Origin of the sequence: Streptococcus mitis, from assembly GCF_005844455.1 — a bacterium.
In the GTDB taxonomy this organism is placed as follows: Bacteria; Bacillota; Bacilli; order Lactobacillales; family Streptococcaceae; genus Streptococcus; species Streptococcus mitis_BF.
On record NZ_SPGF01000006.1, the window covers coordinates 1 to 26,453 of the forward strand.

Here is a 26,453-nt window from a genome sequence, read left to right on the forward strand (position 1 = left end):
CTGTTCATCTTGTTTGACGAACTCAACTTTTTGACCAATAATACTCTGAATACTCTTATTCAAGTGAGCTTTTATTTGTTTTATCATGGGAAATCCCTCCTTAACTATAAGTTTATCACATAAAAAAGAAACCCAAATACAGAATTGTATTTGAATTTCTTAACTTAATGACATTGCACCTGCAGTTGCTTTTATCATTCTTCTTAATAACGTGTTGGTCCTGCACTTGCGCTTCGGATGTTCAAGTGTTTCTTGAGATAGAAGCGAAGGGCGAGAAGGGCTGCTCCGATAATAGCTAGTGGCAATGGAGCAAGTACTGGGTTAAGGTTAGCTGGTAGGAAGCTTGTTGCAAAGAAGACAAGCAACCAAAGGAACATAGAAACTAGGATAACCAGTACAGATTTCCAGAAAGGTGGACGTTGACTGCGGTCCATATCAGGCCCATAGTATTGGTAAACAAAGTAGTACATCAAGTAGAAGGCAAATCCACCAACCAGTCCAACTAGCAGGAGGGTAATCAAACCGTAACCGATAGCCTGATCTGCTGAGAAGAAGGTTGTGAGGGCGCTAACGAGGGCAAAGAGGCTAGTGATGAAAAGGGCTGAGTCCATAATCATGAGCTTTGGATCATCATTTTCTTTTGGATGCTCTTTTTCGTACTGCTCCTTGACAGTGAAGCTGTGCGCCCAGTGGGTCGGTGCGCCATAGAGGGAACGAGCAGTAGTGCCTTTGGCTTGCTCTTCAAGGATTTGGGGAATAACTTCCTCAAAAATAGCCTTGATTTCAGCATCTGTTTTCCCATTTTTGATGAATTGTTGGGTAGCGATGTGGACAAACTCTTGGTTTTTCTTGGTTAATTTTTGTAGATTAATCTGAGACATAGGAACTCCTCTTAGAACCATTTTTTATGGATGAGATAGAGAGTGAGCGAGACACTCATAGCAAAGGCGATAAAGACGATTAACCAGAAGGCATTTGGCTCGCCGTTTAGGGGGATTTCATTATCCTTAAAGTTCATCCCGTAGGCAGAGAAGACCATGGTTGGGATGGACATGACGATGGTCACAAGGGCCAAGGTTTTCATGATGTTGTTCTGGTTGTTGGAAATGATAGAGGCAAAGGTTTCTGTCATGGAATGAAGGACATTTCCGTAAATGTCTGCCATCTCGATGGCCTGTTGGGTTTCAATCAAGGTATCTTCAAGCAGGTCTTCGTCCTCAAGGTATTTCTTGATATTACTGGTTGAGCTGGTCAATTTCTTAATCACACGCTCATTTGTTTTAAGGGAGGCCTTGAAATAGACGATGGTTTTTTCCAATTCCATGAGCTCAATCAATTCTTCATTACGAGTTGATTGATGTAGTTGACTTTCGATTTGTTCACTCTTACGGTCAATCGAACGAAGGGCAGTTAGGTAAAGCTCAGCATTGCGATAAAGGAGTTGAAAGATAAAGCGTGACCGCATGAAAGTATAGAAGTTACGCAGTTTGCGGTTGATGAAGACATCGAGAACAGGGAGGGATTCCAAGCAGGTAGTGATAATGGTTTCCTCGGTGATGATAATTCCCAGCGGAATTGTTACATAGTAGGTGCGGTTGTTTCTCTCCTCTGTGATGGGGACGTCCACGATGATCAAAGTATACTCGTCTTCGATGGTAATACGGGACATTTCTTCCGCATCGAGTGGTGCTCGAAGGTCGGCAATATCAATGTCGAAGGCGTTGGCGATTTCGAGTGATTCATTTTGAGTCGGATTGACGAGATTGATCCAAGTACCCGGTTCAAGCGTATCGATCTCTTTAAATTCAGTTGTTGTAGAGAGAAAAACTTGTTTCATATCCCTTATCCTTTCTCGTTTTTCAGATTTTTTCACACCGTACTATTATACTATAAATTCAGCCTTTTGGGTAATAGAATCTCACTTTTTTTGGTATAATGGTAAGCAATAATGGACTAGAAAGAACAAAGATGCAAGATAAAATTGTCATTCATGGGGCGCGTGCCCATAATTTAAAAAATATTGATGTGGAAATTCCGCGAGACAAGTTGGTTGTCGTGACAGGTTTGTCAGGTTCAGGGAAATCCAGTCTGGCCTTTGACACCCTCTATGCGGAGGGACAACGTCGCTATGTGGAGAGTCTGTCAGCCTATGCTCGCCAGTTTTTGGGAAATATGGAGAAGCCAGATGTAGATGCTATCGATGGTCTCAGCCCTGCTATTTCCATCGACCAAAAAACGACTAGCAAAAACCCTCGTTCGACCGTGGGAACCACGACTGAAATCAATGACTATCTGCGTCTCCTCTACGCACGTGTGGGGACGCCTTACTGTATCAACGGGCATGGAGCTATCAAGGCCTCTTCTGTGGAGCAAATTGTGGATAAGGTTTTGGAGTTACCAGAACGCCAACGCCTGCAAATTTTAGCACCAGTTATCCGTAAGAAAAAAGGCCAACACAAGAGCGTCATTGAAAAGGTTCAGAAAGACGGCTATGTTCGTGTCCGTGTGGATGGGGAAGTCTATGATGTGACCGAGGTGCCAGAGTTGTCCAAGAGCAAGCAACACAATATCGATGTCGTAGTTGACCGTATTGTCATCAAGGAGGATATCCGTAGTCGTCTCTTTGATTCCATTGAGGCAGCCCTTCGTATCGCAGAAGGTTATGTGATTATTGATACCATGGACGATTCTGAGTTGCTCTTCTCTGAGCATTATGCCTGCCCAGTTTGTGGTTTTACTGTCCCAGAGTTAGAGCCACGTCTCTTCTCCTTCAATGCTCCTTTTGGTTCTTGTAGTGAGTGTGATGGTTTGGGTATTAAGCTAGAGGTGGATACTGATTTGGTAGTGCCAGATGCCAGCAAAACGCTACGTGAAGGGGCGTTAGCACCTTGGAATCCTATCTCATCTAACTACTATCCAAACATGCTGGAACAAGCCATGACAGCTTTTGAAGTGGATATGGATAAGCCCTTTGAAGACTTGTCAGAAGAAGATAAAAACTTGATTCTCTACGGCTCAGATGGTAAGGAATTCCATTTTCACTATGAAAATGAATTTGGTGGTGTGCGCGATATCGATATTCCTTTTGAGGGAGTTGTCAATAATATCAAGCGTCGCTACCATGAAACCAATAGCGATTATACTCGCACTCAGATGCGCCTTTATATGAATGAACTGACCTGCGGAACCTGTCACGGTTACCGTCTCAATGACCAGGCCTTGTCTGTCCGTGTGGGTGGTGAGCAAGGGCTGCATATCGGAGAAATTTCAGACCTGTCTATCGCAGACCACTTGGACTTGGTGAGCCAGCTGACCTTGTCTGAAAATGAGGCCATCATTGCTCGGCCTATCCTAAAGGAAATCAAGGATCGCTTGACCTTCCTCAATAACGTGGGTCTCAACTATCTAACTCTGTCACGTTCGGCAGGAACCCTTTCAGGTGGGGAGAGTCAGCGTATTCGCTTGGCAACTCAGATTGGTTCCAACCTATCAGGTGTCCTTTATATCCTGGATGAGCCGTCGATTGGTCTTCACCAGAGGGATAATGACCGCCTGATTGCTAGTCTGAAAAAGATGCGTGATTTAGGCAATACTCTCATCGTGGTGGAACACGACGAAGATACCATGCGTGAGGCTGATTATCTAATTGATGTTGGTCCCGGTGCCGGTGTTTTTGGTGGAGAGATTGTCGCTGCAGGTACGCCCAAGCAGGTGGCTCGCAACAGCAAGTCTATCACAGGACAGTACTTGTCAGGAAAACGTGCCATTCCAGTACCAGAAGAGCGCCGTGTGGGGAATGGTCGTTTTATAGAGGTGACAGGTGCGCGTGAGAATAACTTGCAAAATATCACTGCTCGCTTCCCGCTAGGAAAATTCATCGCAGTGACAGGGGTGTCGGGCTCAGGGAAATCTACCTTAATCAACAGTATCCTCAAAAAAGCTATTGCTCAAAAACTCAACCGCAATTCAGACAAACCTGGTAAGTTTAAAACTATTACAGGGATTGAGCATGTAGACCGCTTGATTGACATTGATCAGAGCCCTATAGGACGAACGCCAAGGTCCAACCCAGCTACCTATACAGGAGTTTTTGACGATATACGTGACCTCTTTGCCCAGACAAACGAAGCCAAGATTCGAGGCTACAAGAAGGGGCGTTTCAGTTTCAATGTCAAGGGTGGTCGCTGTGAAGCCTGCTCAGGTGACGGAATTATCAAGATTGAGATGCACTTCTTACCAGATGTTTATGTGGCTTGTGAGGTTTGCCACGGGACCCGCTACAACAGTGAAACCCTAGAAGTTCATTACAAGGAAAAAAATATCTCGCAGGTCTTGAATATGACTGTCAACGATGCGGTGGAATTCTTCCAACATATTCCAAAGATTCAACGTAAACTTCAGACCATCAAGGATGTGGGACTGGGATATGTAACGCTAGGGCAACCAGCTACCACCCTTTCTGGGGGAGAAGCGCAGCGTATGAAGCTGGCTAGTGAACTCCACAAACGATCGACAGGAAAATCTTTCTACATTCTGGATGAGCCGACGACAGGTCTTCATACCGAGGATATTGCTCGCTTGCTTAAAGTATTGGCTCGCTTTGTAGACGATGGCAATACCGTCCTTGTTATTGAGCACAATCTGGATGTTATCAAGACAGCAGACCATATTATCGACCTGGGTCCTGAGGGGGGTGTCGGCGGTGGAACCATCATCGCAACAGGAACTCCAGAAGAAGTAGCGGCCAATGAAGCCAGCTACACAGGACACTATTTGAAAGGAAAGTTACATCATGAATAAACGTGTACAAGCATTTCTCGCTAAAATGCAAGAAAAAGAACTAGATGGCATCATTGTCAACAACCTTAAAAACGTCTACTACTTGACTGGTTTTTGGGGTTCAAATGGAACAGTCTTTATCAGCCGTGACCGTCAGGTCTTGGTGACAGACTCTCGCTATATCATCGCAGCCAAGCAAGAAACCAGTGGTTTTGAGATTGTGGCTGATCGCGATGAATTGGCTGTCATTGCAGGCATTGTCAAGGATATGGGCTTGTCTCGAATCGGTTTTGAGGACGAGATTTCGGTCTCTTATTACCACCGTATGCAGGCAGCCTTTGAAGGAATTGACTTGCTTCCACAAACTCAGTTTGTTGAAGGTCTTCGAATGATTAAGGATGAAGCGGAGATTGCGACTATTCGCAAGGCTTGTTCTATCTCAGACCAAGCTTTCCGCGATGCGCTTGACTTTATCAAACCAGGAAAGACTGAAATTGAGATTGCCAACTTCCTTGACTTCCGGATGCGTGAGTTGGGAGCATCTGGCTTATCTTTTGATACGATTCTAGCTAGCGGTATCAACTCTTCCAAACCCCATGCCCATCCTATGCACAAACCAGTGGAGCTAGGAGAAGCCATTACCATGGACTTCGGTTGCCTTTATGACCACTATGTCAGTGATATGACACGGACTATCTATCTAGGGCATGTCAGCGACGAGCAAGCAGAGATTTACAATACGGTTTTGAAAGCCAACCAAGCCTTGATTGACCAGGCTAAGGCAGGATTAGGTTTCCGTGATTTTGACAAAATCCCTCGTGATATTATTATCGAGGCAGGCTATGGCGACTACTTTACCCACGGTATCGGACACGGTATTGGCCTGGATATCCATGAGGAACCATACTTTAGCCAGACTTCTACAGAAACTATTAAAGCAGGTATGGCCTTGACAGACGAGCCGGGTATTTATATTGAAGGCAAATATGGCGTTCGTATCGAGGATGATATTCTGATTACAGAGACAGGTTGTGAATTGTTGACCCTAGCTCCAAAAGAGTTGATAGTTATTTAAGAGTTAAACGACTCAAATGATTGACTTTTAAATTTTAAAGGTTTATACTGAAAGACGAAAACGGTAGGTGAGGCTACCATAGGGATACGGATGACTACCGCAAAGCAGTGGAGACACTACTCGTTGGTCAACAGTCCTGGTCGCGAAGGCCAAGACTAAGCTCATTTCATTGCCCTATGGAGTTAAAGCTTGAACGAAAAAACAGATATTTAGTTTTTTAATCCTGCCATTTTTTGATGGTAGGATTTTCTACTGTTTTAAAACAAAGAAAGGAGACAGACGATGCAAATTGACGACCATCCGGAACCGCACATACACAGCCAATCGCTGATTTGTGTCGTTCTGCCCTTATAAAGTGATTGGTCTCTGTGTATGAAACACATCATTCATACAGATAGGAGAAACCAATGAAAACTACAAAAGAAAGATTAGCAACAGCTATTCAAGTCCCTTTAGACGAGAGTCTAACTTTTTATCATACCAGTTTAAACGGTTTGATAGAGGAACAAGTCGAAAAAAATCGTGACCTCTATGGCGAAAATGTGATTACCAAAGGCCAAGAAGATTCGATTTTGAAAAAGATTTACGAATCGATTATCAATCCTTTTACAATCATCTTGCTGGTTATCGCCGTGATTTCCTTGGTGACCAATGTCTGGTTGGCGAAGCCTGGTCAAGAGGATCCGACGACTTCTATTATCATCGTTGTCCTAGTCCTCATTTCTGGTGGCATACGCTTTGTCCAAGAACTCCGTAGTGATAAGGCTGCGACCAATCTATCAAAAATGATTGTCAACACAGCGACTGTCATTCGTCAAGGAGAAATTCAAGAAGTACCTATCGATGATTTGGTAGTAGGTGACGTGGTTGAATTAAGCGCTGGTGATATGATTCCAGCAGATCTTCTTTTATTTGAGTCGCGCGATTTCTTTGTCCAACAGTCTGGCTTGACAGGAGAAAGTGAATCGGTTGAAAAATTGGCCTTGACCAAGGCAACAGTTCAACAATCTGATAGTCTTCTTGAAGCCGAATCCTTGGCTTTTATGGGAACCAATGTCTTGTCTGGTAGTGCCAAGGCCGTGGTTTTGGCGGTTGGCGATGATACCATGATGGGGGCCATTGAGCAGACTTTGAACACCTATGACGAGCCCACTTCGTTTGAACGAGAGATGAATAGTATCTCTTGGCTCTTGATCCGTTTAATGTTAGTCATGGTGCCCATCGTTTTCTTGTCCAATGGTTTAACAGATGGCGACTGGCTGGAAGCTGGCGTATTTGCTTTGAGTGTGGGTGTTGGATTGACACCTGAGATGCTTCCTATGATTATTACCGCTAGCCTAGCAAAAGGCTCCATTATCATGGCCAAGGAAAAAGTCGTCATCAAAAAACTCAATGCCATACAAGATCTAGGTGCTATTGATATCCTATGCACGGATAAAACCGGAACCCTTACCCAAGACGAAATCGTTCTAGAATATCCTTTGGACATCCACGGACGCTTGGATTTGACCGTCTTGAGACGAGCTTATCTCAATTCTTATTTTCAAACTGGCTTGAAAAATTTGATGGACAGAGCCATCATCAAACGGACTGAAAAGGAAGCAAAAGAACACGCCCTCTTGCAAAATCTGGCTCAAACTTTTCAAAAAATAGATGAGCTTCCCTTTGATTTTGAACGCAGACGGATGAGTGTCATTGTCAAGGATGAACAGGAAGTTGTTAGTTTGGTAACCAAGGGTGCCCTAGAGGAGATGTTGACGATTTCCAGTCATGCGGAATACCATGGAGTGATTACTCCCTTGACAGATGCTATTAGAGAAGAAATTTTAGCGGAAGTCCGACAACTAAATCAACAAGGTTTGCGTGTCTTGGGAGTGGCCTATAAGTCAGGTTTGAGGGAAGGTCATGCCTATACAGTTGATGATGAAGGGGATATGATTCTAACTGGTTATTTAGCCTTTCTAGATCCACCAAAACCATCTGCAGCACCAGCAATTAAGGCTCTGTTAGAACATGGAGTTCAAACAAAGATTTTGACGGGAGACAACGAAAAAGTTACTCAAGCAGTCTGTGAAAAGGTTGGTTTGGATATCAATCAGATGCTGTTAGGATCTGAAATTGATCAGATGAGTGATCAAGAATTGGCCCAAGCCGTAGAGGAGGTAACTGTCTTTGCCAAACTTTCTCCTGACCAAAAAGCAAGGATTATTTTGCAATTTAAGGCTAATGGTCATGCTGTCGGCTATATGGGAGATGGGATTAATGATGCCCCTTCCATGAAAGTCGCAGATGTGGGGATTTCTGTTGATACAGCAGTAGATATTGCTAAAGAAACAGCTGATGTTATCCTACTTGATAAGGATCTCATGGTACTTGAAAAAGGACTTGTTGAAGGGCGTAAGGTCTATGCCAATATGACCAAATATATCAAAATGACAGTGAGTTCTAATTTTGGCAATATCTTATCCCTATTGGTCTCTGGAATCTTTTTACCATTTTTACCAATGGCACCAGTCCATTTGATTATCCTAAATCTAGTCTATGATTTGTCTTGTATTTCCTTGCCTTTTGACAAGGTGGACAAAGATTTTTTGAGAAATCCGCATACATGGGAAGCTAAGTCCATCACACGTTTCATGGTTTGGATGGGGCCTATCTCTTCTGCCTTTGATATTTTGACCTTCATTTCGCTTTATTTTATCATTGTACCCATGACGACAGGTCATGCCTATGTTCATGGAGCAGAGTCGGCAACGGGCTTTATTATCCTGTTCCAGACAGGTTGGTTTATTGAATCTATGTGGTCCCAAACCATGGTCATCCATATGCTTCGTTCAGCTAAAATTCCCTTTTTACAAAGTCGTCCAGCTTGGCTAGTCCTTGTGACAACCTTATTGGCTGCAGCCTTTGTGACCTTCCTTCCCTACAGTCCACTAGCTAGCCTTCTCCATTTAACTCCTTTAAAACCGATTTATTTCATCTTCTTACTTTTCATCATTATTTTGTATATGATTAGCGTGACAATTGTGAAAAAAATCTATATCAAGAAATATAAAGAATGGCTGTAAATTTCATTTTGTCAAGAAAAAAGTACGAAAATGACGAAAAAAGCCAAAAAAATTTAAAAATAGGTCGCAAGTCGGATGCTTTTTATGGTATAATAGACTAAACTGATAGTAATATGTAGCGAAAGGGGTAGGTACATGATCAAAATTTATACAGTCTCAAGTTGTACTAGCTGTAAAAAAGCGAAAACCTGGCTCAATGCCCACCAGTTAAGTTATAAAGAACAAAACCTTGGTAAAGAAGGAATTACGAGAGAAGAATTACTGGATATTCTAACCAAAACAGATAATGGAATAGCCAGCATCGTTTCATCTAAAAATCGCTATGCCAAAGCCCTCGGAGTGGATATTGAAGATTTGAGCGTCAATGAAGTCCTCAATCTGATTATGGAAACACCGAGAATTTTAAAGAGCCCAATCCTTGTAGATGAAAAACGTCTGCAAGTTGGCTATAAGGAAGATGATATTCGTGCCTTCCTACCACGCTCTGTCCGTAATGTAGAAAATGCAGAAGCACGTTTGCGTGCAGCTCTATAAACATCAAGGCTGGGAGTAATTCCCAGTCTTATTCTATTTTAATCTCAAAAAGAAAGAAGAAAGAAATGAAAAAAATTGTTCTGATTAGTCTAGCTTTCCTTTTTGTCCTGGTTGGTTGTGGACAGAAAAAAGAAACTGGACCAGCTACAAAAACAGAAAAGGATACGCTTCAGTCGGCATTGCCAGTTATTGAAAATGCCGAGAAGAATACAGTTGTGACCAAGACTTTGGTCTTGCCCAAGTCAGATGATGGCAGCCAGCAAACCCAAACCATTACTTACAAAGACAAGACTTTTTTGAACCTAACCATTCAGCAAAAGCGTCCAGTCTCAGATGAGTTGAAGACCTATATTGATCAACATGGTGTGGAAGAAACTCAAAAAGCTCTCCTTGAGGCGGAGGAGAAGGATGAGTCTATCATTGAAGCTCGTAAATTGGCAGGTTTCAAACTTGAAACCAAACTATTGAGCGCAACTGAACTTCAAACAACGACTAGTTATGATTTTCAAGTTTTGGATGTCAAGAAGGCTTCTCAGTTGGAATATCTAAAAAATATTGGCTTGGAAAATCTGTTGAAAAATGAACCAAGCAAATATATTTCAGACAGATTGGCAAATGGTGCGACAGAACAGTAGAAAATCCAAATAAATAGACTGCCTGAATTGTAGAAGGTAAGGAATTATGCTATAATGGTACTATTCTAAGGAAAGAGGGTGTTAGAATGGGATTTACTGAAGAAACAGTACGTTTTAAATTGGACGATTCCAATAAAAAAGAAATTAGCGAAACTTTGACTGATGTCTACGCTTCGTTGAACGATAAGGGCTACAACCCAATTAACCAAATCGTAGGTTACGTATTGAGTGGAGACCCTGCCTACGTTCCTCGTTATAATAATGCACGAAATCAAATCCGTAAGTATGAGCGTGATGAAATCGTTGAGGAGTTGGTCCGCTACTACCTTAAAGGACAAGGAGTCGATCTATAACCTATGAGAATTATGGGATTGGACGTCGGTTCAAAAACGGTAGGGGTGGCCATTAGCGATCCGCTCGGCTTTACAGCTCAAGGACTTGAAATCATCCAAATCAATGAGGAGCAAGGCCAATTTGGTTTTGACCGCGTTAAGGAGTTGGTTGATACTTACAAGGTGGAACGATTTGTAGTGGGCTTGCCTAAAAACATGAACAATACAAGCGGACCGCGCGTGGAAGCTAGTCAAGCATACGGAGTAAAGCTAGAAGAGCTTTTTGGTTTACCAGTAGACTATCAAGATGAACGCTTGACAACAGTTGCCGCAGAGCGCATGTTGATTGAACAAGCAGATATCAGTCGCAATAAGCGTAAGAAAGTCATTGATAAGTTAGCAGCTCAGCTGATTTTACAAAATTATTTAGATAGAAAATTTTAATATAAAGGAGAGGCTATGTCACACGATCATAACCACGACCACGAAGAACGTGAACTAATCACACTAGTAGATGAGCAAGGAAATGAAACCTTGTTTGAAATCCTTTTGACCATTGACGGAAAAGAAGAATTTGGTAAAAACTATGTTCTTCTAGTACCAGTTAACGCAGAAGAAGACGAAGACGGACAAGTTGAAATCCAAGCTTACTCATTCATCGAAAACGAAGATGGAACAGAAGGTGAATTGCAACCAATCCCAGAAGACTCAGAAGACGAATGGAACATGATTGAAGAAGTCTTCAACAGCTTTATGGAGGAGTAAAAATATCCGGGGGATATTTTTACCCCAGTTCCTTTAAATAAGAGAGAACTGGTAAGTCCTGTGGACGTGTTTAGCCCTGCTTTTAGAAAAAAGAAAGAGCAGGCAGTCTGGGAGACTGTATCAGCCCAACTCCTGAAAATTAGAGGAGTTGGAATGTCCGGGGGATATTTTTACTCCAGTTCCTTTAAATAAGGGAGAACTGGTAAGTCTGTGGACGTTTTTATCCCACGTTAATATTTATAGTAGCTAGTTATTAGCTAACCAGGTAAGAGGTTGGGACGAAAATCCTGACCTCATTTTTTGTTATCTACGGAATTTTGCTAGATAATTGATTAGACTTTTGTCAAGGAGAGGTGTATGTTTGAAGTAGAAGAATGGCTTCATGGTCGAATCGGTTTGAATTTTCGATCAGGTTTGGACAGAATGCAAGAAGCGGTGGATTTGTTAGGAAATCCCGAGAAGTCTTATCCTATTATCCATGTAACCGGGACTAATGGGAAAGGGTCTACCATTGCTTTCATGAGGGAATTATTTATGGGTCATGGCAAAAAAGTTGCGACCTTTACCTCCCCTCATATTGTCTCTATCAATGACCGAATCTGCATTAATGGACAACCTATAGCAGACGCAGACTTTATCCGTTTAGCTGAGCAGGTCAAGAAGATGGAAAAGACGCTTTTGCAAACCCATGACCAGTTGTCCTTTTTTGAATTGCTGACCCTGATTGCTTTCCTCTATTTTAGAGAGCAAGAGGTGGATTTGGTTTTACTAGAAGTGGGAATTGGTGGCTTACTTGACACGACCAATGTGGTAACTGGAGAGATTGCTGTCATAACCTCCATCGGGCTTGACCATCAGGAGACCTTGGGTGATAGTCTAGAAGCAATTGCAGAGCAGAAAGCTGGTATCTTCAAGGTTGGGAAAAAGGCAGTGATTGCGAAATTGCCTCCAGAAGCTAGGCTTGTCTGTCAGAAAAGAGCCGAATATTTAGCTGTTGAGCTTTATCAGGCGGGCCAAGATTTTTCAATGCTGAATGGTGATTTTTCAAACTCTTTGGCTAATCTTTCACAGTTGAAAATAGGATTGGAAGGAGCCTATCAGCAGGAAAATGCGGCCTTGGCGCTACAAACGTTTCTTCTTTTTATGGGAGAAGGAAAGGAAGCTGTTGATGAGCAGGCTGTAAGAAAGGCTTTAGAACAGACCCATTGGGCTGGTCGCTTGGAGCGTATTCGTTCTCGGATTTACTTGGATGGTGCTCATAACCTCCCTGCCTTGACTCGCTTGGTTGAATTTATCAAAGGAAAAGAGCAGGAAGGTTATCGTCCTAAAATCCTTTTTGGAGCCTTGAAACGTAAGGATTATCAGGGGATGTTAGGCTATCTGGCTGAAAATTTGCCTCAGGTGGAACTCAAGGTGACCGGCTTCGACTATCAAGGTTCTCTGGATGATACAGATGTAACAGGTTACCATGTAATTCCCTCTTATCGCGAATTTATCAGCAGTTTTGAAGAAAGAGCAGATTCCCAGGACTTGTTGTTCATTACAGGGTCTCTCTATTTTATCTCAGAAGTACGGAGCCACCTACTGGCCCACGAGCAGATAAATTGACCTCCTTTTTTGAACTTGTTATACTAGGGGAACTGCCAGTTAGAAGGAACATTCTCTAAATTGGTAGCAGAAAGGGAATTCATCATGAAATTAAAAAGATTCACACTTTCTCTTGCTTCTCTAGCAAGTCTTAGTCTCTTAGTAGCTTGTTCACAAAGAGCTCAACAGGTTCAACAATCAGCAGCTCAACCGCAAACACAACAAATTCAACAATCACAACCTGTTGCTTCATCTTCCACAGCAAATACAAACCAGGCAACGACAAGTTCTTCACAAAATGCGCCTGAGGCTCAACCAACTAATATTGATGGGACTTATACCGGTCAGGACGAAGGAGACCGTATCACTTTAGTGGTAACTGGAACAACTGGTACTTGGACACAGGTTGAAACTGACGGGGAACAAGAAATCAAGCAGGTCAGCTTCGATGCAGCCAATCAACGCATGATTATTGGGGATGATGTCAAGATTTATGCAATCAATGGCAGTCAGATGATTATCGACGATATGGATAGAGAAGCGTCTGATCGCATTGTTTTATCAAAATAGACTAGAAGGAGACTGGATTTTTTGGTCTCTTTTGCTTTTGCTCAGAAAAATGATTATAAATACTTGCCTTCTACCGAATACCTGAGTTATACTAGTTTTAATTACCTGTTTTTATCATTCAAACTATCAAGGAGGGGATATGAAATATAGAAAATTTCAATTATTGATGTCCAAGTATGGCTTTAGTCTTTCGATTATGCTACTTGAACTTTTTCTTGTTTTTGGTCTCTTTCTCTATTTAGGGCGTATGGCCCCTATTCTATGGGTAATTGTCTTAATTTTTATGAGTATGGCGACTATTGTCGCAATTGTCAATCGTTCAATGACACCTGATAGTAAAGTGATGTGGTTAGTGGTGACTTTTGTTCCTGTCATCGGCCCCTTGCTCTATCTGATGTTTGGTGAAAGACGATTATCCAAAAAAGAAATCAAACAGTTGGACAAACTTGGTTCTATGCATTTTCGGGAGGATAACAGTAAAGCTCTCCGCCAGAAATTGAAGGAAGAGGATAAGGCGGCTTACGGAGTTATCAAATCTTTGTTGAGTATGGATAGCAATGCCGATGTCTATGATCGAACAGATTCACAATTCTTTTCTTCGGGTGAAAGTATGTGGCAATATATGTTGGAAGACCTCAAGAAAGCTGAAAAGTTTATCTTTCTAGAGTATTATATTGTCGAAGAAGGTCTAATGTGGAATAGCATACTAGACATACTAGAGCAAAAGGCAGCTCAAGGTGTAGAGATCAAGATGCTCTATGATGATATCGGCTGTATGGCGACTTTGCCTGGAGACTATACTATTCAGCTTCGTAGTCGAGGAATTGAAGCCCATAAATTTAACAAGGTGATTCCTCGTTTGACGGTGGCTTACAACAATCGGGACCATCGTAAAATCCTTGTCATAGATGGTCAGGTAGCCTATACAGGAGGTATTAACTTAGCTGATGAGTACATCAACCATGTAGAACGTTTTGGCTACTGGAAGGACAGTGGGATTCGCTTAGATGGTCCTGGTGTCAAGGCTCTCACCCGTCTCTTTTTGATGACTTGGTACATCAATCGTGGGGAAATCAGCGATTTTGACCAGTATCACTTGGAAAATCAGCCTTGTTCTGGCCAAGGACTCTGCATTCCTTACGGTAGTGGACCCAAGCCCATCTTCCGTACTCAGGTAGGGAAAAAAGTTTATCAAAGTTTGATTAATCAGGCTACTGATTCAGTCTATATCACAACACCCTATTTGATTATTGACTATGACTTAACCGAGAGTATTAAAAATGCGGCCATGCGGGGTGTTGATGTCCGCATCGTGACACCTTTTATTCCGGATAAAAAATTAATCCAACTCATCACGAGAGGGGCCTATCCGGATTTGTTGTCAGCAGGAGTGAGGATTTTTGAGTATAGTCCAGGCTTTATCCACAGTAAACAAATCTTAGTGGATAAGGACTTTGCTGCAGTTGGAACCATTAACTTAGATTATAGAAGTTTGCTTCACCACTATGAAAATGCAGTCTTGCTATATAAAACAGAATCAATCGCTGAGATTCAAAAAGATTTTCAAGAGATTTTTTCAGCATCGCAAGAAATTTTCCCTCATACGATAAAAAATAGCTGGTATCAAAAATTGATTAAGGAAATTGCCCAGTTATTCGCCCCTATCTTATAAGAAATCTAGGACTGAGGACACAAACCAGTCCTATTTTTCTTGTCTTTTACGAATAAGAAGATGTAGGAGGAAAGATGATGACCCAGAAAGAATTGAACTATATCATGACATTTAAACAGACACATTTACACCGATTTCGAGAAATTGAAACCTTTGTGAAACTATGCAAAAAATCACTCAAACACCCATCGTAAGCTGACAATCCTAGGACTTTTTGATATACTAAGACAGATAAATTGAATAGGAGAAACGATATGAGTGTGTATGGTAGAGTAGAAGAAGTTCATCAGGAGAATCGTGAACCTCTAGAATACCAAATCGAACAAGAATCGCATCATCGTGAATCAAGTCGTCTTCCTTTGGTAAAAATTTTACTATGGAGTACGCTTGTAACGGGGATAACTCTAGGAGTACCGCTATTACTCGATTTAATGAGTGCACAGGAAGTGCAGGATTTTTATGCAGGTTGGGCGCTTCATCAGACAGGAAAAATTTACAGCGACTATTATGGAAGTCAAGGTTTGCTTTATTATTTGCTGACTTACGTGACTCAGGGCGGATTTCTCTTTGCCATCTTTGAGTGGTTAGCCTTGGTAGCAGGAGGATTTTTTCTCTTTCGATCGGCAGACACCTTGACAAAGCAAGGAGACCAAGCTGGACAACTGGTGACTATTTTTTATATGCTAGTTACAGGTCTTGCGTTTGGTGGAGGTTATGCGACTCTTTTAGCGCTTCCATTCTTATTCGCGGCCTTTAGTTTAGTTGCGGCTTACCTAAGCAATCCAAGCCATGATAAGGGATTTGTACGGATTGGGCTGGCTTTGGCGGGCGGATTTTTCTTTGCTCCCTTGGCATCGCTCCTGTTTATTGCTGTAGTGAGTTTAGGCTTGTTGGTCTTTAACCTTGGGCATAGACGTTTTGCACATGGATTTTATCAGTTTATTGCAGTGGCTTTAGGTTTTTCACTGGTCTTTTATCCAACTGCCTACTATAGTGTTGCAACAGGAAGTTTTGAGGATGCGATTAGTGGAATTTTGTATCCAATTCATTCCATTCGTTTGACTTCTGTTTCGGCATTGTTAGAAAATGTTTTGTTTTATGGGTTGTTGGCTCTTGGTATGGGAGTTTTGGTTTTTGTCTTTTTAGGTCTCTTTCAATCTAAATCCTCTAAACTATATGTCATCTCAGTGCCTGCGAGTTTGTTCCTAATTTTAGGTTTGGTAGTGATTTTCTTTACACAGGATCCCCTACATGCATCCCGTTTGATGCTCATTTTCCCTGTCTTTCTTCTGCTTTTAGTGTCCAATATCAAGGGGCAACAGAGTGGTCGTAGCGTTAGAAGAAGACGCAGAGAAGAGCCTGTTAGTCTCTGGCATCGCTATACTAAAGGAAATCTTTACCTACCGATTTTAACTTTGTTATATCTTTTGGCTGTTCCCTTTTTGATGAGGTTTGTCCTTTATCCAGTACCTTATCAAGAACGTGAGCGTCTTGCTGATTTGGTGAAAGAGGAGACAAGTACGGAAGATGCTATCTATGCATGGGATGATACTGCAACTCTTTATCGTAAGAGTGAGCGCTTGTCGCCATCGGCTATTTTGTCCCCGATGCACTATACAGCAACTGAGGAAAATCGGAATAAGCTACTCAATGACTTGAAAGAAAAACAACCTAAGGTGATTGTGGTAAACGATAAGGTAGTAGTCTGGTCTGAAGTGAAAACACTCTTGAAAGAAAATTACCAACAAGTAAAGACTGATTACTCAGAATTCAAAGTCTATAAAATCAAATAACGAAATCAATATCTTGTGTATTTTTAAAAATTTTAGGATTTTTACCACAAGATATTGATTTTTCTTTTTAGAGTGGTATAATACTTTTTAGAAAGAACATTTTAGAAAAGAGTATGCATATGATTGCACTAGAAGAAAAAATTACAACCCTACCAACCCTCTTCGTTGAAAAACGAGATGGGAGACGTGTTGTATTTGATGTGGACAAGATTGACAAGGCTCTCCACAAGGCGGCAGACAAGGTTATGGATGTGACACCCTTGGTTGAAAAGCGCCTAAATGCTCTGACCGAGCGAATTGTCACAGAAATTCATAGTCGCTTTCCACAGGGGGTTAAGATTTACGAAATTCAAAATATCGTAGAACATGAACTGCTTGAAGCCAAAGAATATGCGCTGGCTGAGGAGTATATTACTTATCGGACACAAAGGGATTTTGAGCGTTCGAAAGCGACAGATATTAACTTTAGTATCCATAAGCTTCTCAACAAAGACCAAGCAGTTGTCAATGAAAATGCTAATAAAGACAGCGATGTCTTTAATACCCAGCGTGATTTGACAGCAGGCATTGTTGGGAAATCAATCGGATTGCAAATGCTTCCTAAGCACGTAGCCAATGCTCACCAGAAAGGGGACATCCACTATCATGACTTGGACTACAGCCCCTACACTCCTATGACTAACTGCTGTTTGATTGATTTTAAAGGGATGTTGGAAAATGGCTTTAAAATTGGGAATGCAGAGGTAGAGAGTCCCAAGTCTATCCAGACTGCGACAGCTCAGATTTCTCAGATCATCGCCAACGTTGCTTCTAGCCAGTACGGGGGCTGTTCAGCTGACCGTATTGATGAAGTCTTGGCACCTTATGCAGAGAAGAATTATCAAAAGCACCTCAAGGATGCGGAAGAGTGGGTCTTGCCTGAAAAACGGGATGATTATGCTTGGAAGAAAACCCAAAAAGACATCTATGATGCCATGCAATCTCTTGAGTATGAAATCAACACTCTCTTCACTTCAAATGGACAAACGCCTTTTACTTCACTAGGTTTTGGTCTAGGGACTAGTCGTTTTGAACGGGAAATTCAAAAAGCTATCTTGACCATTCGTATCAAGGGTCTTGGCTCAGAACACCGCACAGCCATCTTCCCTAAACTCATCTTTGCGCTTAAAAGAGGCCTTAACTTGGAAGAAGGGACTCCAAACTATGACATCAAACAGTTGGCCCTCGAGTGTGCAACCAAACGGATGTACCCGGATGTCTTATCCTATGATAAGATTATCGAGTTGACTGGTTCTTTCAAGGTACCTATGGGCTGCCGTTCTTTCCTTCAAGGATGGAAGGATGAGAATGGCGTAGAAGTCAATTCTGGTCGGATGAATCTAGGTGTTGTGACGGTCAACCTTCCTCGCATTGCCCTTGAGTCTGAGGGCGACATGAATAAGTTCTGGGAAATCTTCAACGAGCGGATGAATATCGCAGAAGATGCTCTAGTTTACCGTGTTGAACGGACCAAGGAAGCAACACCAGCAAACGCCCCTATTCTCTATCAGTACGGGGCCTTTGGACGCCGTCTTGGAAAAGACGAGAGCGTTGATCAGCTCTTTAAGAATCGTCGTGCGACAGTTTCATTGGGCTACATCGGTTTGTACGAGGTAGCGACAGTCTTCTTTGGAAATAGCTGGGAACACAATCCAGAAGCCAAGGAATTCACGCTGGATATCATTCGCGATATGAAACGTCGGGTAGAAGAGTGGTCTGACCAATATGGCTATCATTTCTCTATCTACTCAACACCATCTGAAAGCTTGACAGATCGCTTCTGTCGCTTGGATACAGAAAAGTTCGGTTCTATTCCTGATATTACAGACAAGGAATACTACACCAACTCGTTCCACTATGATGTTCGTAAAAATCCAACGCCGTTTGAAAAATTGGACTTTGAGAAAGTCTATCCAGAAGCAGGTGCGTCAGGTGGTTTCATCCATTATTGTGAGTATCCAGTCCTTCAGCAAAATCCTAAGGCTCTGGAAGCTGTTTGGGATTATGCCTATGACCGTGTGGGATATCTAGGAACCAATACTCCAATTGACCGTTGCTACAAGTGTGATTTTGAGGGGGATTTTGAACCAACTGAGAGAGGATTTGCTTGTCCAAACTGTGGCAATAGTGACCCTAAAACAGTAGACGTTGTTAAACGGACTTGTGGCTATCTAGGGAATCCTCAAGCGAGACCGATGGTCAACGGCCGTCACAAGGAAATCGCAGCGCGTGTCAAACACATGAATGGCTCAACGATTAAAATGGCTGGTCATCAAGTAACAAATTAGAAAGAAATGAAATGGGGAAATATCAATTAGATGATAAGGGGCGTGCACAAGTGACCCGTTATCACGAGAAACACTCTAAAGGTGGAGCTGGTAAGAAAGAACGTTTGCTCAACCTCAGAGAACAATTTTTAAACAAGAATAAGAAAAAATAAAAGTGAGAGTCAGATCTCGCTTTTCTCTTAGCGGGAGGGGACGTAAAAGGATGGAATTACGCAGACCAAGATTAGCAGATAAAGAAACAGTTTTAGAGATGATGGCAGAGTTTGAAAAGAGCCAATCAGCCCATGATGGAGGATTTTGGAATACAGAGAACTTTGTGTATGAAGAGTGGTTGGAAACAAATATGCAAAAAGAGATGGGAATAAACTTGCCTGAAAATCGTGTTCCTTCTATTCAATTTGTATCATTTGATGATGTAGGTCGTGCTCTAGGATTTTTGAATCTGCGATTGAGATTGAATGAGGGTTTGCTGAATTATGCTGGCCACATTGGCTACTCCATTCGTCCATCTGAAAGAGGCAAGGGTTATGCTAAGGAAGCTCTGCGTCAGGGCTTGCAAGTTGCTAAGGAAAAGAACATCAAGAGAACTCTTGTGACCTGTAGCGTGAATAATCTTGCTAGCAGAGCAGTCATTTTAGCAAATGGAGGTCTCATTGAGGATGTTCGTAATGGAGTCGAGCGTTATTGGATAGAGGTAGCGAATGAATAATCCAAAACCACAAGAATGGAAAAGCGAGGAACTCAGTCAAGGTCGTATCATTGACTACAAGGCCTTTAACTTTGTAGATGGAGAGGGTGTGCGTAATTCTCTCTATGTATCAGGCTGCATGTTTCACTGTGAGGGGTGTTATAATGTAGCGACCTGGTCCTTCAATGCCGGAATTCCTTATACAGCAGAATTAGAAGAACAGATCATGGAAGATCTCGCTCAACCTTATGTTCAGGGCTTGACCTTGCTGGGAGGAGAGCCTTTTCTCAATACGGGCATTCTCTTGCCTCTAGTTAAACGCATTCGAAAGGAATTGCCAGACAAAGACATCTGGTCTTGGACCGGCTATACATGGGAAGAAATGATGTTGGAAACTCCAGATAAACTGGAACTCTTATCATTGATTGACATTCTTGTCGATGGAAGATATGATCGAACTAAGAGAAATCTCATGCTCCAGTTTCGAGGCTCGTCCAATCAACGAATTATCGATGTGCAAAAATCTCTCAAAAGTGGGCAAGTAATGATTTGGGACAAGCTTAATGACGGAAAAGAAAGCTATGAACAGGTGAAGAGATAATGAAGAAAAAAGTCCTGATAGAACAACTGATTTCAGAAATAGAAACGGGAAAAGTCAGGACGCTGGGGATATACGGTCATGGGGCTTCGGGTAAATCAACCTTTGCGCAGGAATTGTACCAAGCTTTAGATTCTACTACAGTAAATTTGCTAGAAATAGATTCTTATATCACCTCAGACCGTCATCTGGTAGTACCAAAGCAAGCGCCAGATCAAAAGGTGACAGCTTGTCTGCCAGTGGCACATGAATTGGCAAGTTTGCAAAGAGATATCTTAGCCTTGCAGGCGGGTATGGATGTCTTGACGATTGAAGAGCCTTGGAGGGCTAGTGAAATCTTTCCTGGAGCAAAACCAATTCTGATTGTCGAAGGGATGTCTGTTGGCTTTCTGCCAAAGGAACTCTTTGACAAAACCATCTGTTTCTACACGGATGAGGAGACCGAATTAAAGCGGCGTCTAGCTCGAGATACGTCCGTTAGAAATCGCGATGCATCCTTTATATTGGCTAGCCATCAGATGAGACGGGAGCAATATCTACACTACTATAAAGAGACCGAGTCTAAGGCGGATATCTTAGTGGACCAATCAGAAGGTAAATTTGAGGTCAAGAGAACTTGAGTTATTATATAGAAGAAAATCCATAATTTTAGAAAGAAAAAATAGGAAAACAGTTTCAATGTAAAAAAACGAAAAAATAGCAACAAATCCCTTGCAATCGCAGGGGCTTTGTGTTATTCTATTATGGTGCTGTAAATTACAGCTTTAGCTTTGATGCAAGAGGTTGCGACACGCTCGGTTGCATTGCCACGCAACACCGCGTCGGTTTTCTTGTGGAGCTAGCCTATTATCTTAAATAGACGAAAAGGAGAAAAAGATGGCAAACAAAAAAATCCGTATCCGTTTGAAAGCTTACGAACACCGTACGCTTGACACAGCGGCTGCAAAAATCGTAGAATCAGCTACTCGTACAGGTGCACAAGTTGCGGGTCCAATCCCACTTCCAACTGAACGTAGCCTCTACACAATTATTCGTGCGACTCACAAATACAAAGACTCTCGCGAACAATTTGAAATGCGTACACACAAACGTTTGATCGATATCGTTAACCCAACTCAAAAAACAGTTGATGCCTTGATGAAATTGGATCTTCCAAGTGGTGTAAACGTAGAAATCAAACTTTAATCTAAAGCTTGATACCTTGAGCATAAAAAACGCTCGTTAAAAACTTTTTGAATAAAAAAATATAGAAAAGGAACTATTTTCTCATGACAAAAGGAATCTTAGGGAAAAAAGTGGGAATGACTCAAATCTTCACTGAAGCTGGCGAATTGATCCCTGTAACAGTTATTGAAGCAACTCCAAACGTTGTTCTTCAAGTTAAAACTGTTGAAACAGACGGATACAACGCTATCCAAGTTGGTTTCAATGACAAACGCGAAGTATTGAGCAACAAACCTGCTAAAGGACATGTAGCGAAAGCTAACACGGCTCCTAAGCGCTTCATTCGTGAATTCAAAAACGTTGAAGGCTTGGAAGTTGGTGCTGAAATCACAGTTGAAACATTCGCAGCTGGAGACGTTGTTGACGTAACTGGTACTTCTAAAGGTAAAGGTTTCCAAGGTGTTATCAAACGCCACGGACAATCACGTGGACCAATGGCTCACGGTTCTCGTTACCACCGTCGTCCAGGTTCTATGGGACCTGTTGCGCCTAACCGTGTATTCAAAGGTAAAAACCTTGCAGGACGTATGGGTGGCGACCGCGTAACAATTCAAAACCTTGAAGTTGTACAAGTTGTTCCAGAAAAGAACGTTATCCTTATCAAAGGTAACGTACCAGGTGCTAAGAAATCTCTTATCACTATCAAGTCAGCAGTTAAAGCTGGTAAATAATAAGGAAAGGGGAACACAGTCAAAATGGCAAATGTAACATTATTCGACCAAACTGGTAAACAAGAGGGCGAAGTTGTTCTTAACGATGCAATCTTTGGTATCGAACCAAACCAATCTGTTGTGTTTGATGTAATCATCAGCCAACGTGCTAGCCTTCGTCAAGGAACTCACGCAGTTAAAAACCGCTCAGCTGTTTCAGGTGGCGGACGCAAACCATGGCGTCAAAAAGGAACTGGACGTGCTCGTCAAGGTTCTATCCGCTCTCCACAATGGCGTGGTGGTGGAACTGTCTTCGGACCAACTCCACGTAGCTATGCGTACAAACTTCCTCAAAAAGTTCGTCGCCTTGCGCTTAAATCTGTTTACTCAGAAAAAGTTGCTGAAAACAAATTTGTAGCCGTTGATTCTCTTGAATTTACAGCTCCAAAAACTGCTGAATTTGCAAAAGTTCTTGCAGCTTTGAGCATCGATTCTAAAGTCCTTGTTATTCTTGAAGAAGGAAACGAATTCGCAGCTCTTTCAGCTCGTAACCTTCCAAACGTGAAAGTTGCGACTGCTACAACTGCAAGTGTTCTTGACATCGCAAATAGTGACAAACTTCTTGTTACTCAAGCAGCTATCTCTAAAATCGAGGAGGTTCTTGCATAATGAATTTGTATGATGTTATCAAAAAACCTGTTATCACTGAAAGCTCAATGGCTCAACTTGAAGCAGGAAAATATGTATTTGAAGTTGACACTCGCGCACACAAACTTTTGATTAAGCAAGCTGTTGAAGCTGCTTTCGAAGGTGTTAAAGTTGCAAATGTCAACACAATCAACGTAAAACCTAAAGCTAAACGTGTTGGACGTTACACTGGTTTTACTAACAAAACTAAAAAAGCTATCATCACTCTTACAGCTGATTCAAAAGCAATCGAGTTGTTTGCTGCTGAAGCTGAATAATCTAAGGAGGAAATATCGTGGGAATTCGTGTTTATAAACCAACAACAAACGGTCGCCGTAATATGACTTCTTTGGATTTCGTTGAAATCACAACAAGCACTCCTGAAAAATCATTGCTTGTTGCTTTGAAGAACAAGGCTGGTCGTAACAACAACGGTCGTATCACTGTTCGTCACCAAGGTGGTGGGCACAAACGTTTCTACCGTTTGGTTGACTTCAAACGTAACAAAGACAACGTTGAAGCAGTTGTTAAAACAATCGAGTACGATCCAAACCGTTCTGCAAACATCGCTCTTGTACACTACACTGACGGTGTGAAAGCATACATCATCGCTCCAAAAGGTCTTGAAGTTGGTCAACGTATCGTTTCAGGTCCTGAAGCAGATATCAAAGTCGGGAACGCTCTTCCACTTGCTAACATCCCAGTTGGTACTTTAATCCACAACATCGAGTTGAAACCAGGTCGTGGTGGAGAATTGGTCCGTGCAGCTGGAGCTTCTGCTCAAGTATTGGGTCAAGAAGGTAAATACGTTCTTGTTCGTCTTCAATCTGGCGAAGTTCGTATGATTCTTGGAACTTGTCGTGCTACAGTTGGTGTTGTCGGAAACGAACAACATGGACTTGTAAACCTTGGTAAAGCAGGACGTAGCCGTTGGAAAGGTATCCGCCCAACAGTTCGTGGTTCTGTAATGAACCCTAACGATCACCCACACGGTGGTGGTGAAGGTAAAGCACCAGTTGGTCGTAAAGCGCCATCTACTCCATGGGGCAAACCTGCTCTTGGTCTTAAAACTCGTAACAAGAAAGCGAAATCTGACAAACTTATCGTTCGTCGTCGCAACGAGAAATAATAGTAAACTAGTCGCTTAAGCAACTAGGAAATTCCGCCAGCTCGGTAGCGCTCCATGTGAGCGCAAGCCGCTGTGGTACAATATTTAAAGGAGAATACATAAAAATGGGACGCAGTCTTAAAAAAGGACCTTTCGTCGATGAGCATTTGATGAAAAAAGTTGAAGCTCAAGCTAACGACGAAAAGAAAAAAGTTATTAAAACTTGGTCACGTCGTTCAACGATCTTCCCAAGTTTCATTGGTTACACTATCGCAGTTTATGACGGACGTAAACACGTACCTGTTTACATCCAAGAAGACATGGTAGGTCACAAACTTGGTGAATTTGCACCAACTCGTACTTACAAAGGTCACGCTGCAGACGACAAGAAAACACGTAGAAAATAAGGAGAACATAAATGGCAGAAATTACTTCAGCTAAAGCAATGGCTCGTACAGTACGTGTTTCACCTCGTAAATCACGTCTTGTTCTTGATAACATCCGTGGTAAAAGCGTAGCCGATGCAATCGCAATCTTGACATTCACTCCAAACAAAGCTGCTGAAATCATCTTGAAAGTTTTGAACTCAGCTGTAGCTAACGCTGAAAATAACTTTGGTTTGGATAAAGCTAACTTGGTAGTATCTGAAGCATTCGCAAACGAAGGACCAACTATGAAACGTTTCCGTCCACGTGCGAAAGGTTCAGCTTCACCAATCAACAAACGTACAGCTCACATCACTGTAGCTGTTGCAGAAAAATAAGGAGGTAAAATCGTGGGTCAAAAAGTACATCCAATTGGTATGCGTGTCGGCATCATCCGTGATTGGGATGCCAAATGGTATGCTGAAAAAGAATACGCGGATTACCTTCATGAAGATCTTGCAATCCGTAAATTCGTTCAAAAAGAACTTGCTGACGCAGCAGTTTCAACTATCGAAATCGAACGCGCAGTAAACAAAGTTAATGTTTCACTTCACACTGCTAAACCAGGTATGGTTATCGGTAAAGGTGGTGCTAACGTTGATGCACTTCGTGCAAAACTTAACAAATTGACTGAAAAACAAGTACACATCAATATCATCGAAATCAAACAACCTGATTTGGATGCTCACCTTGTAGGTGAAGGAATTGCTCGTCAATTGGAGCAACGTGTTGCTTTCCGTCGTGCACAAAAACAAGCAATCCAACGTGCAATGCGTGCTGGAGCTAAAGGAATCAAAACTCAAGTATCAGGTCGTTTGAACGGTGCAGATATCGCCCGTGCTGAAGGATACTCTGAAGGAACTGTTCCACTCCACACACTTCGTGCAGATATCGATTACGCTTGGGAAGAAGCAGATACTACATACGGTAAACTTGGTGTTAAAGTATGGATCTACCGTGGTGAAGTTCTTCCAGCTCGTAAAAACACTAAAGGAGGTAAATAACCAATGTTAGTACCTAAACGTGTTAAACACCGTCGTGAATTCCGTGGAAAAATGCGCGGTGAAGCAAAAGGTGGAAAAGAAGTAGCATTCGGTGAATACGGTCTTCAAGCTACAACTAGCCACTGGATTACTAACCGCCAAATCGAAGCTGCTCGTATCGCCATGACTCGTTACATGAAACGTGGTGGTAAAGTTTGGATTAAAATCTTCCCACACAAATCATACACTGCTAAAGCTATCGGTGTGCGTATGGGATCTGGTAAAGGGGCACCTGAAGGTTGGGTTGCACCAGTTAAACGCGGTAAAGTGATGTTCGAAATCGCTGGTGTATCTGAAGAGATTGCACGTGAAGCGCTTCGTCTTGCTAGCCACAAATTGCCAGTTAAAACTAAATTCGTAAAACGTGAAGCAGAATAAGGAGAAGGCATGAAACTTAATGAAGTAAAAGAATTTGTTAAAGAACTTCGTGGTCTTTCTCAAGAAGAACTCGCGAAGCGCGAAAACGAATTGAAAAAAGAATTGTTTGAACTTCGTTTCCAAGCTGCTACTGGTCAATTGGAACAAACAGCTCGCTTGAAAGAAGTTAAAAAACAAATCGCTCGTATCAAAACAGTTCAATCTGAAGCGAAATAATAGACTAGGGAAGGAGAAATTTCAATGGAACGCAATAATCGTAAAGTTCTTGTTGGACGTGTTGTATCTGACAAAATGGACAAGACAATCACAGTTGTAGTTGAAACAAAACGTAACCACCCAGTCTATGGTAAACGTATTAACTACTCTAAAAAATACAAAGCACATGATGAAAACAATGTTGCCAAAGAAGGCGATATCGTACGTATCATGGAAACTCGCCCGCTTTCAGCTACAAAACGTTTCCGTCTTGTAGAAGTTGTTGAAGAAGCGGTTATCATCTAATCAAGCCTGAAAGG

30 protein-coding genes and 1 riboswitch are annotated in these 26,453 nt (G+C 42.1%); of the genes, 28 read left to right on the forward strand and 2 right to left on the reverse strand.

Annotated elements, in window-relative coordinates:
* Window positions 1-203: 203 nt before the first annotated feature.
* A complete protein-coding gene (locus FGQ53_RS02020) occupies window positions 204-881 on the reverse strand; it encodes a DUF1129 domain-containing protein (protein WP_138335388.1) in 678 nt (225 codons plus the stop codon).
* An 11-nt stretch (window positions 882-892) separates the two neighbouring features.
* Window positions 893-1,837, reverse strand: coding sequence for a magnesium transporter CorA family protein (locus tag FGQ53_RS02025; protein ID WP_138335390.1), 945 nt, complete (start codon window positions 1,835-1,837; stop codon window positions 893-895).
* Between the two features lie 131 nt (window positions 1,838-1,968).
* On the opposite strand from FGQ53_RS02025, the gene uvrA reads away from it, so the two are divergent.
* The 28 genes from uvrA (at window position 1,969) to rpsQ (ending at window position 26,439) form a co-directional block, all read left to right on the forward strand.
* Window positions 1,969-4,800, forward strand: coding sequence for an excinuclease ABC subunit UvrA (uvrA, locus tag FGQ53_RS02030; protein WP_138335392.1), 2,832 nt, complete (start codon window positions 1,969-1,971; stop codon window positions 4,798-4,800).
* Window positions 4,793-5,854, forward strand: coding sequence for a M24 family metallopeptidase (locus tag FGQ53_RS02035; protein WP_138335394.1), 1,062 nt, complete (start codon window positions 4,793-4,795; stop codon window positions 5,852-5,854). The genes uvrA and FGQ53_RS02035 overlap by 8 nt, the downstream gene beginning before the upstream one ends.
* A gap of 57 nt (window positions 5,855-5,911) precedes the next feature.
* A riboswitch (M-box (ykoK) riboswitch) is annotated at window positions 5,912-6,063 on the forward strand.
* 198 nt (window positions 6,064-6,261) lie between these two features.
* The gene (mgtA, locus tag FGQ53_RS02040) at window positions 6,262-8,922 is read left to right on the forward strand and encodes a magnesium-translocating P-type ATPase (protein WP_138335396.1); all 2,661 of its coding nucleotides are present in this window, start codon (window positions 6,262-6,264) and stop codon (window positions 8,920-8,922) included.
* Between the two features lie 135 nt (window positions 8,923-9,057).
* Complete coding sequence (gene spx / locus FGQ53_RS02050) at window positions 9,058-9,456, forward strand: transcriptional regulator Spx (RefSeq protein WP_000591165.1); 399 nt, start codon at window positions 9,058-9,060, stop codon at window positions 9,454-9,456.
* A gap of 65 nt (window positions 9,457-9,521) precedes the next feature.
* On the forward strand, window positions 9,522-10,091 hold the full coding sequence (locus FGQ53_RS02055; protein ID WP_138335398.1) for an SP0191 family lipoprotein: 570 nt from the start codon (window positions 9,522-9,524) through the stop codon (window positions 10,089-10,091).
* A gap of 86 nt (window positions 10,092-10,177) precedes the next feature.
* Window positions 10,178-10,444 carry an IreB family regulatory phosphoprotein gene (locus FGQ53_RS02060; protein ID WP_000507059.1) on the forward strand — a complete coding sequence of 89 codons (267 nt, stop codon included), beginning with the start codon at window positions 10,178-10,180 and terminating at the stop codon, window positions 10,442-10,444.
* 3 nt (window positions 10,445-10,447) lie between these two features.
* Window positions 10,448-10,867, forward strand: a complete 420-nt coding sequence (gene ruvX, locus FGQ53_RS02065) for a Holliday junction resolvase RuvX (RefSeq protein WP_138335400.1) — start codon at window positions 10,448-10,450, stop codon at window positions 10,865-10,867.
* Between the two features lie 15 nt (window positions 10,868-10,882).
* On the forward strand, window positions 10,883-11,188 hold the full coding sequence (locus tag FGQ53_RS02070; RefSeq protein WP_000017620.1) for a DUF1292 domain-containing protein: 306 nt from the start codon (window positions 10,883-10,885) through the stop codon (window positions 11,186-11,188).
* Between the two features lie 357 nt (window positions 11,189-11,545).
* Complete coding sequence (locus tag FGQ53_RS02080) at window positions 11,546-12,796, forward strand: bifunctional folylpolyglutamate synthase/dihydrofolate synthase (RefSeq protein ID WP_138335402.1); 1,251 nt, start codon at window positions 11,546-11,548, stop codon at window positions 12,794-12,796.
* 84 nt (window positions 12,797-12,880) lie between these two features.
* The gene (locus FGQ53_RS02085) at window positions 12,881-13,345 is read left to right on the forward strand and encodes an SP_0198 family lipoprotein (RefSeq protein WP_138335404.1); all 465 of its coding nucleotides are present in this window, start codon (window positions 12,881-12,883) and stop codon (window positions 13,343-13,345) included.
* Window positions 13,346-13,484: 139 nt separating this feature from the next.
* Window positions 13,485-15,017 (forward strand): cardiolipin synthase, encoded by a 1,533-nt coding sequence (gene cls / locus FGQ53_RS02090; RefSeq protein WP_138335406.1) that lies wholly within the window; start codon window positions 13,485-13,487, stop codon window positions 15,015-15,017.
* 254 nt (window positions 15,018-15,271) lie between these two features.
* Window positions 15,272-16,810: a damage-inducible protein CinA gene (locus tag FGQ53_RS02100; protein WP_138335408.1), complete on the forward strand. Its 1,539-nt coding sequence runs from the start codon at window positions 15,272-15,274 to the stop codon at window positions 16,808-16,810.
* Window positions 16,811-16,929: 119 nt separating this feature from the next.
* Complete coding sequence (gene nrdD, locus FGQ53_RS02105) at window positions 16,930-19,137, forward strand: anaerobic ribonucleoside-triphosphate reductase (RefSeq protein ID WP_171019061.1); 2,208 nt, start codon at window positions 16,930-16,932, stop codon at window positions 19,135-19,137.
* 11 nt (window positions 19,138-19,148) lie between these two features.
* Window positions 19,149-19,289, forward strand: a complete 141-nt coding sequence (locus FGQ53_RS02110) for a hypothetical protein (RefSeq protein ID WP_000521618.1) — start codon at window positions 19,149-19,151, stop codon at window positions 19,287-19,289.
* 50 nt (window positions 19,290-19,339) lie between these two features.
* Window positions 19,340-19,846, forward strand: a complete 507-nt coding sequence (locus FGQ53_RS02115; protein WP_138335411.1) for a GNAT family N-acetyltransferase — start codon at window positions 19,340-19,342, stop codon at window positions 19,844-19,846.
* Window positions 19,839-20,426: an anaerobic ribonucleoside-triphosphate reductase activating protein gene (gene nrdG / locus FGQ53_RS02120; protein WP_138335413.1), complete on the forward strand. Its 588-nt coding sequence runs from the start codon at window positions 19,839-19,841 to the stop codon at window positions 20,424-20,426. The genes FGQ53_RS02115 and nrdG overlap by 8 nt, the downstream gene beginning before the upstream one ends.
* On the forward strand, window positions 20,426-21,043 hold the full coding sequence (locus tag FGQ53_RS02125; protein WP_138335415.1) for a uridine kinase family protein: 618 nt from the start codon (window positions 20,426-20,428) through the stop codon (window positions 21,041-21,043). The genes nrdG and FGQ53_RS02125 overlap by 1 nt, the downstream gene beginning before the upstream one ends.
* A gap of 256 nt (window positions 21,044-21,299) precedes the next feature.
* On the forward strand, window positions 21,300-21,608 hold the full coding sequence (rpsJ, locus tag FGQ53_RS02130; protein WP_001284513.1) for a 30S ribosomal protein S10: 309 nt from the start codon (window positions 21,300-21,302) through the stop codon (window positions 21,606-21,608).
* 83 nt (window positions 21,609-21,691) lie between these two features.
* Window positions 21,692-22,318: a 50S ribosomal protein L3 gene (gene rplC, locus FGQ53_RS02135; RefSeq protein ID WP_138335417.1), complete on the forward strand. Its 627-nt coding sequence runs from the start codon at window positions 21,692-21,694 to the stop codon at window positions 22,316-22,318.
* A 24-nt stretch (window positions 22,319-22,342) separates the two neighbouring features.
* Window positions 22,343-22,966: a 50S ribosomal protein L4 gene (gene rplD / locus FGQ53_RS02140; protein WP_138335419.1), complete on the forward strand. Its 624-nt coding sequence runs from the start codon at window positions 22,343-22,345 to the stop codon at window positions 22,964-22,966.
* Window positions 22,966-23,262 (forward strand): 50S ribosomal protein L23, encoded by a 297-nt coding sequence (locus tag FGQ53_RS02145; RefSeq protein WP_001055347.1) that lies wholly within the window; start codon window positions 22,966-22,968, stop codon window positions 23,260-23,262. The genes rplD and FGQ53_RS02145 overlap by 1 nt, the downstream gene beginning before the upstream one ends.
* Window positions 23,263-23,279: 17 nt before the next feature.
* Window positions 23,280-24,113: a 50S ribosomal protein L2 gene (gene rplB / locus FGQ53_RS02150; protein WP_138335421.1), complete on the forward strand. Its 834-nt coding sequence runs from the start codon at window positions 23,280-23,282 to the stop codon at window positions 24,111-24,113.
* 104 nt (window positions 24,114-24,217) lie between these two features.
* On the forward strand, window positions 24,218-24,499 hold the full coding sequence (rpsS, locus tag FGQ53_RS02155) for a 30S ribosomal protein S19 (RefSeq protein ID WP_000533766.1): 282 nt from the start codon (window positions 24,218-24,220) through the stop codon (window positions 24,497-24,499).
* Window positions 24,500-24,510: 11 nt separating this feature from the next.
* Window positions 24,511-24,855 (forward strand): 50S ribosomal protein L22, encoded by a 345-nt coding sequence (rplV, locus tag FGQ53_RS02160; RefSeq protein ID WP_000818137.1) that lies wholly within the window; start codon window positions 24,511-24,513, stop codon window positions 24,853-24,855.
* Between the two features lie 12 nt (window positions 24,856-24,867).
* Window positions 24,868-25,521: a 30S ribosomal protein S3 gene (rpsC, locus tag FGQ53_RS02165; RefSeq protein WP_045605116.1), complete on the forward strand. Its 654-nt coding sequence runs from the start codon at window positions 24,868-24,870 to the stop codon at window positions 25,519-25,521.
* A gap of 3 nt (window positions 25,522-25,524) precedes the next feature.
* On the forward strand, window positions 25,525-25,938 hold the full coding sequence (gene rplP / locus FGQ53_RS02170; RefSeq protein ID WP_000960947.1) for a 50S ribosomal protein L16: 414 nt from the start codon (window positions 25,525-25,527) through the stop codon (window positions 25,936-25,938).
* Between the two features lie 9 nt (window positions 25,939-25,947).
* A complete protein-coding gene (gene rpmC / locus FGQ53_RS02175; RefSeq protein WP_000772918.1) occupies window positions 25,948-26,154 on the forward strand; it encodes a 50S ribosomal protein L29 in 207 nt (68 codons plus the stop codon).
* 24 nt (window positions 26,155-26,178) lie between these two features.
* On the forward strand, window positions 26,179-26,439 hold the full coding sequence (gene rpsQ, locus FGQ53_RS02180) for a 30S ribosomal protein S17 (protein WP_000440801.1): 261 nt from the start codon (window positions 26,179-26,181) through the stop codon (window positions 26,437-26,439).
* Window positions 26,440-26,453 lie beyond the last annotated feature (14 nt).